This window comes from Pontibacter litorisediminis (genome assembly GCF_029360645.1).
Taxonomy (GTDB): domain Bacteria; phylum Bacteroidota; class Bacteroidia; order Cytophagales; family Hymenobacteraceae; genus Pontibacter; species Pontibacter litorisediminis.
Genome location: NZ_JARDUA010000001.1, coordinates 1328311 through 1342226, shown reverse-complemented (window position 1 = coordinate 1342226; position 13916 = coordinate 1328311). Strand labels below are relative to the sequence as shown.

Genomic DNA, 13916 nt, shown 5'->3' with positions numbered 1-13916 from the left:
TGGGGCACAGGCTGAAATATACGAACAGGCCTGGCTCCTAAACGAATAGCTGATTAACCTAGACAGAACGCTTGCTCTGGCCTACCAATCTGGCTTTTTAGGGTCCGGCTGGCGGGTCGGTTTTTTGGGAAGCTGTTGGATGTACTGCAGTTCGGCATTGCGCATGGCATCGAGCAGCAGCCTGGCTTTTTCGGGGCTCATGTTGGCCTGCCGTAGCCTGGCGCGGCGCGTCTGCGCCAGCCGGTCTTCTGCCGATACGCCCTCTGAGCTCGCGCGGTGCTGCTGGCCGCTGCTGTCGAAGGGGCTGTTCAGCTGCTGGCCCCGCTCATCTCCGGCCACTTCGCCGGCGGCCTCTTCTCGTTCTTTCTCTCCCTCGGGCTGCTCTTCGCTGCCGGAAGGCTGTTGCTGCGAACCGTTCTGATCCGGCTCAGGCGTTTCTTTCTCCTGCTGCTCGCCTTGCTCGTCAGGCTTCTGCTTCGGTTGCGGCTCCAGGTCTTCTGAGGCCGGTGGCGGCGCCTGCTCCTCCTCCGGCTCAGCTGAGTCTTCTTGCTCAGCCTCTGCTTGCTCCTGTTCCGCTGCAGCCGCCTCTGGGTGCAGGGCCAGGTACTTCTTCAGAAGCTCATAATTATATCTTGCCGCATCGTTTGCGGGTTCGGCCACCAGCGCCTGTTTGTAGAGGGCCAGGGCGCGTTTGTACTTTCCTTGCCTGCTGTGGATGTTCCCCAGCTGCAGGTGTGCCAGCGCGCGCAGGTGAGCCATGGGGTGGTCGGCCAGGTACTGGTATGCTGCAGTGGCCTGCGGCAAGAGCCCCGCCTGGTAATAGGAGTGGGCCAGGTTGAGGCGCAGCTGATCATCGTCTATCTCCAGGTCGTCCAAGAGGTACTTGTAAGAGGCAATAGCCTCTATATAATCATGCCGCTGATAGGCAACAGCCGCCTCGCTGGCATATTGGTTAATGCGTGTAATAACCGAGATGCCCCCGCTAAACAGGCTCACAAGCAATATGGCTGCCAACGTTACTGCTTTCATAGCCGGATTAGTTTAACAGTGACCAAGACATCCAGCAGGATGAGGAGCAGCGCCAGCGCCAAGGGATAAACGTACTTGTTGGCGGTCACATCAATGGTTTTGCTCTCGCGTAACTCACCCTCTATCTTGTTGATGGCGCTGATTAGCTTGCTTGTCTCGCTGATGCGGTCGTTTACTTCAAAATAAGCTCCGCCCGTAAGCTCTGCGAGCTGCATTAAGGGCTCCGGCTTTAGCTGCGTCACTACCTCGTTTCCCTGCAAGTCTGTTTTAAAGGCCTGCGCCACCGGAATACGGCTGCCGTCGGTGGTGCCGACTCCCAATGTATACACGCGTATGTTTTCCTGTTGCAGCTGTTCCGCTAGTTTTTTTACATCCCCCCCAAAGTCTTCGCCGTCGCTTATCAGCACGAGTACCCGCGCCTTTTGCTTCTCCGCTGCAGTGTTAGACTTTTGCCGCAGCTTGTCCAGGGCCAGTTCCAGCACGGGAGCGTAGTTGGTGCCGGAGTGGGGGAGCAGGCTAGTGCGCAGCGTTTGGGTATAGAGCTGCAGCGCGTTCTGGTCGTAGGTCAGCGGGCTTTGGATATATGCCTCATCTGAGAAGATCATGAGGCCGATACGGTCGGAGTTGAAGCGGCTGATAAGGCGCTGTGTTACGTGCTTTGCTTTTTCCAGGCGCGAAGGCTGCACATCCGTAGCGTTCATGGATTGTGAGAGATCTACAGCAATGTATAAGTCCTTGCCAATGGTGCGGATCTCTTTCTTCATCGCCCCGAAAGAGGGGCCGAGGATGGCTATGATCAGCAGGACCAGGTAGACGTGGCGCAGCAAAAACTTAAACCAGACACCGTGTGGGCGTTGCTTAAAGAACAACGCCACCCTACGCACGCGCAGCAGATAGCCGATGTAGAGCGCAAGAAAAGCCGCGCCGAACAGGATCTCCAGGAAAGTAAGGGTCTGGTACCAGGTCATGTTACAGTGAAAGCAAACGGCGTTTTACCCACGAGGCACTCCGTCTGTCAGCTACAAATATACTAAACCGCTGCCACACTGCAGCTGCTCGAGAGAAAGCCTTCTTAAGGTATAAATCGCCTACATCAACGGCGGGAGCAAAGTGACAGGTATAAATGGGGAAGCGTAATTTTAAAAATTTTTGCATCAAGAAGCCTTGCTGTATCAATGAGTTAGCTTTTAGGAGGGAGGCCATGGAAAAATGTTTGTCAGGAATTTTATAGCAGGGTATTGCGTTGTACGGATCGATGTAGTATGTTTGCAGTCTCTTAAGCAGTAAGAGATTTCCACGGAGAGGTGGGTGAGTGGCTTAAACCAGCAGTTTGCTAAACTGCCGTACTCGTAAGGGTACCGGGGGTTCGAATCCCCCCTTCTCCGCTGCAAGATGATGACGAAAAAAGTTAAAAAAAGCTTTTGCAAATCTGAAATCTTCACTTACCTTTGCATCGCAATCAGATAAAACGGTTTAAACACCGAAATCCGAAAGCGAAAACTAGTTCGGGGTGTAGCGTAGCCCGGTATCGCGCCACATTTGGGATGTGGAGGTCGTAGGTTCGAATCCTGCCACCCCGACTAAAAAATTTCGGAAGAGATTCCGAAATTTTTTGTTTAAGGGCAGAGCATTGCTCTCCCGTTAGACGCTGGTCTCGTAGCTCAGCTGGATAGAGCAACTGCCTTCTAAGCAGTAGGTCTTTGGTTCGAATCCAAACGGGATCACAAAAAGCCTCTCTACATCGCGTAGAGGGGCTTTTTTGTTTTATGGGCACCAAATTGGGCACCATTTTCGAGTCCATCCCTACCCGAAGGCCCGTCTTTCCAGTTCGTTCAGTTGCTGTAATTTCTCCCTGGTATCGCCAATATTGTTGTGCACCTCCAGCCGGTTTGGCCAGCTCAGCACCTCCTGTTTCATTTCCCTTACTTCCTGCAGCAACTGCTCTTCAAATTTGGTCAATGCTCTGTTTTCATAATTGCTGTTTGGCAGGGCAGGAGCAGGTGCCGGTGTGGTCATGCCACCGTCTGCGAATGCTCGTACTCCCTTCTGGCGCTCGGCCTCCAGCCACTGCACCACATTGGCGTACTTCGGCGATTCCACCATCCAGTTCGGCAGCACCAGCTCCCGGCCGCGCTCCCCGATCAGGCCCAGCTGCGCATTGTTCACAAAACCGCCGTCGGCAAAGGCTCCGATGCTGCCCCCGGAGAAACCGCTGGCCGTCTGCCACAGCCCATTCACTTCTTTCATCGGGATGGTCTTGCCTCCGGAGCCGGTAAAGCCACCCTGCTCGAATGCTACTACCTTGGCCATGGATATTCCCGCACGAACGGTGGAGAGGATGTTGGCGGCTTTCAGCTGCGCGACACCGGCGGCTCCAAAGGTAACAGCATTCAGCGGGTTGGCAGCCGCTGCCACGGCATTGAAGGCCAGTTCCTTCTCCAGGTTCATGATGATTTCGGCCACCGTCAGTGTTTTGCGGATCGCCTTGAACACCTGGTACGCAGCTGACTCCTCATTCAGGAAGCCCATCAGGCCATCCAGGGTATCGCCTGCGATAGACAGGCGCATCTCGGCCATGCTGCGCTCAAAGTTTGCCCGCTCCTGGGCCAGTGCCTTGCTCTTTTCCGTCTTCTCTTTTTCGATGTGCAGGATCTCGTTCTTAATTTTGAGTGCCTCCAGTGTTTCTCCCTGGCCAGCGGCCTGCAGGAACTCCAGTTTCTGGTGAAGCGTCTGCTGGTGCAGCTCCAGCAGGGCTTGCTCTTGGGCGGCCTCGGCATCATAGGCCCGCAGAAACTGCTCCTCCCTGGCGATGGCCTGGTACTCTTCCTCCTCCTCCAGCTGGGCAAAGTACTCCTCCCGTTGCAGTTCCCTGTCGGCCTGCTTGGTTTCTTCCTGCGCCAGCTTGTACTCCTCATCCTTTAACCGCTGCTGCTCGGCATAGGTGGCTAGCAGTTCCTGCTTTTCCTCCTCAGTGGCCGCAATGTTTTCCAGCACCTCGGTCTTGTGCTTCTCCCGTTCGGCTTTATCCTCCTCATAATGCAGGCGCAACGCCTCCAGCTCTTTGGACAGCCCGTCCCGCTGCACCTGCACCATCAGCTTGGCCAGCTCGGTCTGTGCTTTTTCCTTGGCTTTGGCATAGTCACCGAGTGCTTTTTCCATGGCGCGGGCTTCCTCTTTGCGCTGGCGTTCGGCCTCCCTGGCGGAAGCTTTAGCAGCGGCTTCCTTCTCCTTACGCGTGGCCTCCGCTTCTTTCCTGGCCTGGGCAGCTGCCTCAGCTACGGCTTTGTCATTTTCCTGCTGCTGTAGTTTCTTCTCGTCTTCCTGCGCTTTCAGGCGGTAGTGCAGGCGCCCTTGGGTAAAGGCTTTCTCCACTCTGCCTCCCAAGCCCTTAAAAGCATCACCAATACCGCTGAAGTCACCGCTCATCAGCGCATCCCAACCAGCGGTGATACTTTTCCATACCTCAGCGAACACGAAACCCAGTCCGACAATATCATCCCGTAGCAGGCGGGTGCCATCTACAAAGAAGTTCAGCACCTTCATGCCATAGGCTTGCGTCATCGTCCAGAGCCATTGCAACGTGGAACCGGTGCCACTGAAGCTTTCTCCCAGCTCGGCCTGCGCCTCCGCCAGTAGTTTTTCGGCCTCCAGCTGATCCATCTGTGCGGAAGTGAGGTTGTTGTTTTTGTCCACCATGGCGTCAAGTTCCCCGCCGATCTCTTGCAGGCTCTTGAGGTACTCCATGCCCACATCCTCACCCGGACCTCCGAACACGTCAGCCACCACCGTCTGCAGCTTGCTGGCTGGCACGGTGGTGTCGTTCATCTGGGCACTAACCTGCTTGAGGGCATCGATGGTGGAGAGGGAGCCGTCGTTGATGCCTTTGAAAATCTTATCAGTGAATTCCTGACCAAACGCATCGTCTAGTGCGTCGCGGGTGGCGGTGGTCTGTTCCCGGATCCGGAGGCCAAACTCCTTGACCGTGTCAGCTGCTTTATCTGAGAAGATGCCTTTGTTCTCGGCGTCCACCAGCACCATCATGAAGTCCTCGGCAGAGGCGCCGGCACCGGCAAACTGTGTGGAGTACTCCTTTATCTGGTCGAGCATCTCACCGCTGGCGTTGCCGCCGGCCAGGAATCCTTTCTCCAGCATGTCGAAAGCCTCGCCATAGCTGATCTTAAACTCCTTTGCCAGCACGTTGGCCGACTTGATCACGTCCTGGTGCTCTTGGTCAAATGTTTTAGAGAAAGCTTCTGTTAGCACATATAGCGCGTCTAACTCTTCGGTTTGGGTTACGCCCAGGCGTTGCCAGGATCCACGGATTTTATCCACGTTGTCCACAATGCCCAGCAGGTGCCTGCCCAAATTCACAAGCTCCTGGAAAGCCAGTAGCGGCAAGAAAGCAGCGACCGCCGCTTTAAAACCTGCTTTAAGCAAACCGGTGGCAGAGGTCATGCCGCCGAGTCCGGCCTTGGCCGTGGCCGATGCTTTCTCCACGCCATAAAGCTCGGTGCGCATTTCCTTGATGCGGTCGCGCATGGCGTGAAAGTCTTTTTTAAGTGCCTCGCGCTTGGGATCATCCGCGCTCATTTTCTTGAGCTGGTTGTTCATCAGTGCCGCCGCTGCATTCATTTCCTTTAGGGAGGCGCTTACTTTTTGCCCGTTGAGGATAATCTCAATCTCCCTTGTTTCCTTGTTCGTGGCCATTAAAAGTTGATCACAATGTTATGGTCTATACTTCCTTTGATTTTCTCGATGCCCATCTTTGCGTTTAACTCCGCCATCAGCACCGATAGTCGGAAAGCCTGGTAGCTGACCGAGTCCCGCTTCTTTGATTTCCAGGGTTTAGGTTTGCGACGGTTGCCATGCACCCGGCCGACAAGTCTTCGGGACTCCGCCGTTTCACGCACGTCTCCGGAGCGGGTGCCCCGGCCCACGCCCATGTCCACCATCTGGCCGTACCAGGCGTAGGCGATGGTGATCCGGATACGGTCGCCGCCGGCCTGCTCTATCACCTGCTCTTTGAAGCTGTTAAAGAGGGTGTTGGTGTCGCGAATGCGCATCGTGGTAATGTTGTTGCGCCAGTTCTCCAGCGCATACTTCAGCCATTCCTCGGCCAGTTGGCGTTTGGTCATTTCCATCAAATGCGGGTTTTATAGAGTGGTACCTTGGCGCGTTTGATGCCGTCCTGGAGGCTGATGCTCACGCTTACTTTCCCCCAGAGTGCCTTGATGAAGCTTTGCCCATCATACACGAGCACCTTCCGGTCCTGGCGCAGGGTGCGCAGGTCAGTGATGTTCAGGTCAACCTCTGTTTCTATCAGCTCGGTTACAGAAAGAAATTCCAGCCAGTCGCGGTGGCACTCTTGATATAGTAATGCAGGGTCCAGCGCCTGGCCACGAGGTGTAGCGCCAGGTATGGAGGTGAGAAGTATAAGATCAAACTTGCCATCGTAGCTGGCCTCGGCGCTATCCACCGGCACATCTCCACTCATGGCCAGTGTGCTCAGGTTAATCGGGATAGCTTGCTTGCCGCGCCCTACCTGGTATGCCAATGGCTGCTCATTTACCGGCTTGAATTCAAGTTTGAACCCATCCGTCTCGTTGGGCGTCCACTCTTTCACCAGTACCGGCTTTTCCCGCCAGTCCACGTAAGCAGTTTCCTTGATTACATCCTTTAGCCGGACAATTTCCATCGTGCGGGTAGTGGTGTTAAAGAGATAGCCCAGGCCGAAAGCTGCGCGGATGGCCTTCATGAACTCGTTTACCTTCATGTCAGGTAGGTGCTGGGCATAGACCACTTGCCCAGGAGCAGGCGGCTGCGTGTTATAGAGTACCAGCGCTTTGGTGCTCTCTTTTTCCAGCCAAGGTCCGGAGATCGTGTAACCGTACTGGCGCATGACCTGCCGCAGGATATTCACCAGGTAGGGGTAGGGCACACTGCCGTTCTCCGGAAACTTATCGTTCTGCACCTTAAGTAGCGCATACTCCGAACCTGTGCCCAAATCCAAGTCTCGGAGGCTGTCGTTCTTAAAGCCTTCGCCCAGGTCGCCCACTTCGCTCTGGAAGTTTACCTTGATGCCTTTCTCCGAGGTGCCCAGCATGTAAAGCTTGCCCACGCGCCATAGGTTCTCCAGGTACATCTCGCAAGCAAAAGGCTCCTTACGGTAACTTCGGACAGATAGCTGGCCGGGAAATCCCAGCAGGCGCTTGTTCTTTTTGCTCCACGGCAGGGTGATGGGGTAAGTAAGCATGCCTGGGATCCGCTCCACATCAAACAGAGAGCTGTGGTACTCCACCTGCACAGTAGTGCTCGGCTCCAGGTCCAGCTCCTCACCGTTCACTCTGAACTTGATCATGGGGCAAGCGGCGTTAAGTTGGCTGACTCATCGCTGTACCCAGCCAGCCTCAGCGCAGGAGTGTACCGGTGCATTTTGGAAAGTATAAAGTCAAAAGAGAGAGCCGGCAGCTTGTCCGGATCATCGTCGCTTACCACCGCAGATTTATCGGAAAGCCTGCCCACAATGTAGCGGTCGCTGCCCACCAGGCGCACGTCCTCGGAATTCAAAAAGTCCTGTAGGGCAATGATCTCGGCTTTGCTCTTGTAGCCGGTGCTCATCTGCAGGGTGCGCTTGCTGTACTTGGAAATTACCATGGCGTCGCCGCTGTCGGCGTCCAGTGGCCGGTTGCGTTCCATTACCTCGGCCTCCGCATCCACCTGCAGCTTGGCCCGGCCGGTGGCAGCCAAGGTGTTGTAACCGCCGATGGAGTTGGCGTACAGGAAATAGCGCACCTGCGCATAACTGCGGGTGTCGATGGTAAAGCGCCTGGTCTCAGAGAGCACGTTGGCAAAGCCGTCGACGATGTAGACATCCCAGCTGCGCACCTCTTTGCCTGACTGCAGTGTGCCCAGTCCGAGCTGGTCGTGGCCCACCGGGATGCAGTAGAGTTCAAAGCGCTTGATCTCAGACTGCAGGTAAGGCTGGAAAGTGGTGGTGGTCCCATCGGCAAACACCACTTTAACCTTCACGCGGAAATCTGTCAGCTCATAGCTGTTGGGCATGAAGAAGAGGTGCTCCGGCTGGTTCTTGAAAACGGGTTTTACCGAAGGGTCCCAGGTGAAGAAGGGCTTGCGGTTAGGCAGGAAACTCCGGAAGAAGGTATTGGCGTAGTGCTCACTCATGTCCAGGCCGCCGCAGAGCACGTAGCGGTTGTCCTGCACCGTGAACGGATCCATGGTGTTGTCGCCGTAGACTTCAGTATAGCGCAGGTAGAAACGTTTGAAGGCTTTATCGGCTCTTTTCACCATGGCCTGGTTAAAGTCCGGCAGGTGCGGCTCCACGAAAGCGTCCAGGATCTCGGATACATCAAAGCGGGTGCGGCCCTCTCTGTCTGCCGGGTGCTCGAAGGGATCCGGAGTTGCCAGCAGGAAATTGCCTGACTGGTACTCGGGCTCCACCCACACCTCGCAGATAAAGCGCAGGTTCGGTTTTGCCTCCAGGTTGGTGGCCTGCAGCTCCAGCAGCACAGGATTTTTAGAAAAGAAAAATCGCTCCAGCGAAATGGTAAAGGTCACGGTCTGCATGCAGCCCAGCGCGTCGCGCACAGTGAGCTCATAAGTGCCCGGCTCCACATCACTTCTGTCCTTGCTGGTCACGCCGTCGCTCCAGGAGTAAGTATAGGGGAAGGTGCCACCGCTCACCTGCACTGTAATGGAGTTGTTGCCAATATTGCCCTCCACCAGGATTTGGGTGTTTTCGCCCACATTAATCGTGAGCTCCACCACACCTGGGTGATCCTCCGAAAAAGTCTGGTAGAAACTGTCTGGAGGAAGGTCTGGGTTAAGGGGCTGCGGTTTGGCGCTATCGGTAATAATGACCTTGTAAGTACCTCTTGGCAGCATGGAGCGGTTCTGCTCCGTAGATCCGTCGCTCCACTCAAAAGTATAGGGAGCCTGGCCACCGATCACATTCAGCTCTATGCTGCCGGTGCTGCTGCCAAAGCAACGCGCCACCTCAGCGGCATAGTTAGCGGAAGGTGGGTAAGCGTTGGTACTCGTAATGGTGGCGCTGCCATAGCTGCCCTGCAGGTTTGAGGCACTGGCAGAATCGAAGTTGAGCTCGTCGCTGTACTCCTTCGCTTTGATAAAGACCGTGTAGCTGGAGGGGTAGCCCATAAAGTCTGTCGCCCAGGTATAACTAACTTCATAGCGCTGCTCCCCAAGCTGTGCTAGGAACTCGTTAATGGCGTTAACCAGCTGCTGGGCATTGTAGCCGACATCGATGAGTCCGTACTCCGCCGCTCTTTTTTGGTTGAAGTACCACTGGTTATTTCCAGCATAGTAGCTGGCCGTGGAGGCGGTGAAACGTGCCACTTGGCCACGAAGGCCGATCTCAAACACAACTCCCTCTAGTGTTGCCGCATTGCTGTTGATGGTGAGTTTAGAAAATCTTGCCATAGTCTATACTTGCAGGTATTTTTCCTTTTTGTGGCGGAGCGCCGGGTTGGCGCCTTGGGTGAAGAAGAAACTGAACTTGGTGCCGTGGAAGGTCTCGCCGACGGGGCCGATGCGCTCGCTGGTGATGCCGTTCACGGTCATGTGCTTGCGGGGCAGGGTAGCTTCCTTGTTGATCAGCTCTACGGTGGTGCCCATGATGTCTTCTCCGATTTCCTCTGTGGCATCCAGCACGGCCTCCAGCCCATCGAAGTCGCCGGGCTCCACGTGGTGCAGGATGTAAAAGGCGCCGTGGTACTCTTTCTTTTTCTGATCGCCGGTGTTGTCGGTGTAGTCGGCTTCGTAGCTTTCCAGCACCAGCACGAAGCCCTCGGCTAGCTGGCTCCGGAGGCCGTCGAAGAACTCGCGGCTGTCGAGCATGCGCTGCAGCGGGTCTGAACTTAGGATCATGCGTACGAAGCGGCACTCGTGCTCGGAGTGCCGGATGGCCACGTGCTGCTCGGCCAGCCTCCGGAAGAAGTGGGTGTATTCGGAATGTCTCATGATTGGGTACGCTTGTGTCGTTTCTCGATCTCCTCATGCTCGCGTGCCAGGCGCTGCATCTCCTTAAAAATGGTGTGCACGCGCTGAGTGGCCGTCTGCTCCAGGGTGCCGAACTTGCCGCCGGAGAGGCTCAGCACCACATCCCCCCAGTCGGAGCGGGAGGCTTTCTGCTGGTTGCCCTCGGTAAACACTTTGTCATAAAGCGCCTCCAGCTCCTTTTTACAGCCCCGGTACCAGGCCAGGATGGCAAGCTTGTAGTGCATGGGCAGCTGGCGGATCAGCGGCTCACGCCCGGCAAACAGGTGCTCGTTGAAATCCTCGCGGATATCACCTTTATAGTTAGGGCTGGCAGGGTTGTAGTTCTGCCGCTGGGGGCGGTAAAGTACGGCAATGAGCCGATCCAGCGTCTCCTCGTCCAGCTTTTTGGCAAGGCGGGTGTAGAGCGTTTCGGTGTAGATAAACTCGGCGAAAGTGAGGTTACGGAAGCGCTCGTCGGGACCATACAGCACCGTACCTGCCACTGGCTCTATACTTGGCAGCAGCTGTTTGGTAAGGCTGTTTTCCTGCAGAAAGCTCAGGAGCGGATAGAGGCTCAGGCGCTGTACCGCAGTGAACAAGTGCAGGTGCGCCCACTCTACCTGCAGCAGCACTTTCAGCAGGTGCAGGTTCTGCAGGTGGCCAGGCTCGAAGTTGAACTGGATGCGGATGATCTCCAGGAGCTGCGCTTGTGTAAGCTCATTCCACTTAGTGACTACTTTCTTGTTGAGCACCAGTGTTTCTTCCTTCTTCTGTAGAGTAGGATATTGGCGCTTTTTATACTTTATGCGGAGGATGATGTCGTGCATTTAGCTGATGCTTTGCACGAAGTTGATTATTGACTACGGCTTAATAAAAGACAGAAAACAGGTCAAAACTATGTATTGAATTAATTATATATAGTATATTCGTTTCTTGAGTTGTAACATGTTGTTAATACACCCCTGATAAATTTAAATTAATCCTGATACTACCAAAACAAGCTTAAAGCATGAGAGAGAAGATTGAGGAGTTCGTAAAATATTCTGCGTCACTGGAAGGGGACGAGAAGGGGGAAGCACAAGTATTTTGTGACCGTTTCTTTAGAGCTTTTGGCTATGAAGGGTATAAAGAGGCTGGTGCAAAGTTAGAGTTTCGGGTAAAAGCGAAAAAGAGTACTCGTTTTGCTGACTTGCTGTGGGGAGACCGTGTGCTGATTGAAATGAAGAAGAAAGGAGCTCAGCTCCAAAGCCATCGTGGTCAGTTATTTGATTACTGGTGGAAGCTAAGGCCTAACCAACCCAAATATTCTATTCTGTGCAACTTCAACGAGTTTATCATATATGACTTTGCAATACAAGACGAGCCTCTTGACCGCATTAAAATAGAAGACCTGCCTGATCGGTATACGGCTTTTAATTTTATGCTACCCCGACCTGCAACTCCTGTATTTAATAATAATCTTGAAGAAGCTACACGGGAAACAGCGGATCTAGTAGCTAAGGTTTTTAATTCCCTTTTAAAAAGAGGGGAGGACCGGGAGCGTGCTCAACGGTTCATCCTGCAGTGTATATTTACTCTATTTGCAGAGGATTATCAACTGCTACCGAAAGATCTTTTCACACAAATACTACTGGATTGTAAAAAAGGATTAGGAAATTCTTATGACCTCATAAATGCTTTGTTCATCCAGATGGATACGAAGCAGAGGGCTCATGGCGGAAGGTTTAAAGATGTCCAATATTTCAATGGTGGCTTGTTTGCTCAACCGGCAGCTATTGAGCTTACTGATGATGAGTTAGACAAATTATATCAAGCGGCCACTAAGAAGTGGAATAAGGTAAACCCAGCCATTTTTGGTACTGTGTTTCAAAGTAGTATGGGGGCCGAGGCTCGACATGCGTATGGCGCTCACTTTACGACTGAGTTGGATATTCTCAAAATTGTTCATCCATGTATTATTCAGCCTTGGCGCGAGAAAATTGAAAAAGCGAAGACCTTAGCTGACATGAAGCGGTTGAGGAAGGAGATAGCTAATTACAAGGTACTAGACCCAGCTTGTGGTAGTGGTAACTTCCTCTATGTAGCTTATCGTGAGCTTAAGCGCATTGAAATGGACCTACTCAACAAAATCCATACTGAATTTCCAAAAAGTGCGTCTGAAATAGGCACACAATCTATTGTAAGTATCAAACAATTCTACGGTATGGACTACAATAGTTTTGCTGTAGAATTAGCAAAGGTTACCCTTATGCTTGCTAAAGAAATAGCTATAAATGAAACACGTGACTGGGTTAATACTTTGCAGGTCGGAATTGGCTTTCAAATGGAGGCGACTCTTCCATTAGATAATATGGACGACAATATTCTGTTTGCTGATGCTTTATTTACTAGCTGGCCGGATGCTGATGTGATAATTGGCAACCCACCTTATCAAAGTAAAAACAAGATGCAACAGGAATATGGAATTGGATATTTGAATCAGCTTTGGGATGCTTTTCCTGAAGTTCCTGGCAGAGCAGATTATTGTGTGTATTGGTTTTATAAAGCACACAATCAGTTGAAGGAAGGTGGTTACGCAGGTTTAGTAGGAACAAACACTATTAGACAAAACTATAGTAGGAAAGGGAGCCTTGATTTCATAGTAAACAATGGAGGCATAATCTTTAGTGCTGTTTCTTCACAACCCTGGTCAGGTGATGCAGTAGTCTTTGTATCTATAGTTAATTGGAAAAAAGGAAAGTACGAGGGGAAAAAGAGACTATATATTGAGGACGAAAAAGATGAGCTACAGGAGTATGTCTTAGAAGAAATTAACAGTAGTTTGACCCTAGAAATAGATATAACTAAGGCTAAAGTCCTAGCTTGTAATAAGCATCCTAAGGTTGTTTATCAAGGACAGACGCATGGTCATAAAGGCTTTTTGCTTATTAATAGAAAAGCTCAAGAGCTTATAGCACTAGATGAGAAGAACAAGGATGTAATTAAACCTATGTTGATAGGGGAAGAGCTTATTGCAAACAAGGCAAGCCAACCCGATAGACATGTGATTGATTTCTCCAGAATGGATATACTGGAAGCCGCATCTTATAAAGAGCCTTATGAAATTGTCAGAAGTAAAGTACTTGCAGATAGAGAAGCAAAGGCAAAAGAGCAGGAGGAGAAAAACAAAGAGGAACTAAAGAAGAACCCTAAAGCGAAAGTGAATAAGCACCACATTAATTTTTATAATAAGTGGTGGCAACTTTCCTATGGTAGGAAAGATATGCTTGATGCATTATCAAAATTGAAAAGATATATTGCTTGTTCGCGTGTTTCTGCAAGGCCAATATTTGATTTTGTCTCTTCTGATATACACCCTAATGATGCCCTCATGGCTTTTGCTTTTGAGGATGATTATACATTTGGTATAATCCAGTCTCAAGTTCACATTCTTTGGTATCAAGAGAAATGCTCCTCATTAAAAGGGGATCCTAGGTACACTACTGATTCTATCTGGGATACGTTTCCATTTCCACAAAATCCAAAATTCAATGAAGTTAAGAAAGTTGCTAAGGCAGCAGTTGATTTGAGAGTCAAGCGTGCTGCTATTCTAAAGCAACATAATTATTCATTAAGAGACATTTACCGAATACTTGAGGCGCCAGGAGCAAACCCATTAAAAGAGCTACATCAAAAGCTTGATGATGCAGTGCTGTCTGTGTATGGATTCACTAAGCGTAAAGATTTGCTTTCCCAGTTACTTGAATTGAACTATGAGGTAGCTTCTAAAATCGAAGTAGGTGAAGAAGTTCAAGGACCTGGACTACCTAAATGTGTAACTAATAAGGAAGAGTTTACCAGTGATGATTGCGTTCAGTTAAATTAAAGAATTA

At 51.9% G+C, this 13916-nt stretch carries 9 protein-coding genes and 3 tRNA genes; 4 read left to right on the top strand and 8 right to left on the bottom strand.

Annotated elements, in window-relative coordinates:
* Positions 1–81: 81 nt before the first annotated feature.
* Positions 82–1029, bottom strand: coding sequence for a tetratricopeptide repeat protein (locus PXG97_RS05660; protein WP_276496743.1), 948 nt, complete (start codon positions 1027–1029; stop codon positions 82–84).
* Positions 1026–1997: a VWA domain-containing protein gene (locus PXG97_RS05655; RefSeq protein ID WP_276496742.1), complete on the bottom strand. Its 972-nt coding sequence runs from the start codon at positions 1995–1997 to the stop codon at positions 1026–1028. The genes PXG97_RS05660 and PXG97_RS05655 overlap by 4 nt, the downstream gene beginning before the upstream one ends.
* A 330-nt stretch (positions 1998–2327) precedes the next feature.
* On the opposite strand from PXG97_RS05655, the gene PXG97_RS05650 reads away from it, so the two are divergent.
* From PXG97_RS05650 to PXG97_RS05640, 3 genes are all read left to right on the top strand, one after another.
* A tRNA-Ser gene (locus PXG97_RS05650) sits at positions 2328–2414 on the top strand.
* Positions 2415–2535: 121 nt separating this feature from the next.
* A tRNA-Pro gene (locus PXG97_RS05645) sits at positions 2536–2609 on the top strand.
* Positions 2610–2679: 70 nt separating this feature from the next.
* Positions 2680–2753: transfer RNA gene (locus tag PXG97_RS05640), tRNA-Arg, on the top strand.
* A 79-nt stretch (positions 2754–2832) separates the two neighbouring features.
* On the opposite strand, the gene PXG97_RS05635 is transcribed toward PXG97_RS05640, so the two are convergent.
* Genes PXG97_RS05635 through PXG97_RS05610 form a run of 6 tightly spaced genes read right to left on the bottom strand, consistent with a single transcriptional unit; the run spans position 2833 to position 10871 of the window.
* Complete coding sequence (locus tag PXG97_RS05635) at positions 2833–5736, bottom strand: phage tail tape measure protein (RefSeq protein ID WP_276496741.1); 2904 nt, start codon at positions 5734–5736, stop codon at positions 2833–2835.
* Complete coding sequence (locus PXG97_RS05630) at positions 5736–6170, bottom strand: hypothetical protein (protein ID WP_276496740.1); 435 nt, start codon at positions 6168–6170, stop codon at positions 5736–5738. Before PXG97_RS05630 ends, PXG97_RS05635 begins: the two co-directional genes overlap by 1 nt.
* A complete protein-coding gene (locus PXG97_RS05625) occupies positions 6170–7387 on the bottom strand; it encodes a hypothetical protein (protein ID WP_276496739.1) in 1218 nt (405 codons plus the stop codon). Before PXG97_RS05625 ends, PXG97_RS05630 begins: the two co-directional genes overlap by 1 nt.
* Positions 7384–9486 carry a SprB repeat-containing protein gene (locus tag PXG97_RS05620; protein ID WP_276496738.1) on the bottom strand — a complete coding sequence of 701 codons (2103 nt, stop codon included), beginning with the start codon at positions 9484–9486 and terminating at the stop codon, positions 7384–7386. Before PXG97_RS05620 ends, PXG97_RS05625 begins: the two co-directional genes overlap by 4 nt.
* Before the next feature lie 3 nt (positions 9487–9489).
* On the bottom strand, positions 9490–10026 hold the full coding sequence (locus PXG97_RS05615; protein ID WP_276496737.1) for a hypothetical protein: 537 nt from the start codon (positions 10024–10026) through the stop codon (positions 9490–9492).
* A complete protein-coding gene (locus PXG97_RS05610; RefSeq protein WP_276496736.1) occupies positions 10023–10871 on the bottom strand; it encodes a hypothetical protein in 849 nt (282 codons plus the stop codon). Before PXG97_RS05610 ends, PXG97_RS05615 begins: the two co-directional genes overlap by 4 nt.
* Positions 10872–11053: 182 nt before the next feature.
* Here PXG97_RS05610 and PXG97_RS05605 point away from each other — a divergent pair, with 182 nt between their 5' ends.
* Positions 11054–13909, top strand: a complete 2856-nt coding sequence (locus PXG97_RS05605) for a DNA methyltransferase (RefSeq protein WP_276496735.1) — start codon at positions 11054–11056, stop codon at positions 13907–13909.
* Positions 13910–13916: the final 7 nt, after the last annotated feature.

What these genes read in the sequence shown, in the direction of transcription:
- PXG97_RS05660 (WP_276496743.1), bottom strand. Translation starts at nt 1,029, where the DNA reads ATGAAAGCAGTAACGTTGGCAGCCATATTGCTTGTGAGCCTGTTTAGC.
- PXG97_RS05655 (WP_276496742.1), bottom strand. Translation starts at nt 1,997, where the DNA reads ATGACCTGGTACCAGACCCTTACTTTCCTGGAGATCCTGTTCGGCGCG.
- PXG97_RS05635 (WP_276496741.1), bottom strand. Translation starts at nt 5,736, where the DNA reads ATGGCCACGAACAAGGAAACAAGGGAGATTGAGATTATCCTCAACGGG.
- PXG97_RS05630 (WP_276496740.1), bottom strand. Translation starts at nt 6,170, where the DNA reads ATGGAAATGACCAAACGCCAACTGGCCGAGGAATGGCTGAAGTATGCG.
- PXG97_RS05625 (WP_276496739.1), bottom strand. Translation starts at nt 7,387, where the DNA reads ATGATCAAGTTCAGAGTGAACGGTGAGGAGCTGGACCTGGAGCCGAGC.
- PXG97_RS05620 (WP_276496738.1), bottom strand. Translation starts at nt 9,486, where the DNA reads ATGGCAAGATTTTCTAAACTCACCATCAACAGCAATGCGGCAACACTA.
- PXG97_RS05615 (WP_276496737.1), bottom strand. Translation starts at nt 10,026, where the DNA reads ATGAGACATTCCGAATACACCCACTTCTTCCGGAGGCTGGCCGAGCAG.
- PXG97_RS05610 (WP_276496736.1), bottom strand. Translation starts at nt 10,871, where the DNA reads ATGCACGACATCATCCTCCGCATAAAGTATAAAAAGCGCCAATATCCT.
- PXG97_RS05605 (WP_276496735.1), top strand. Translation starts at nt 11,054, where the DNA reads ATGAGAGAGAAGATTGAGGAGTTCGTAAAATATTCTGCGTCACTGGAA.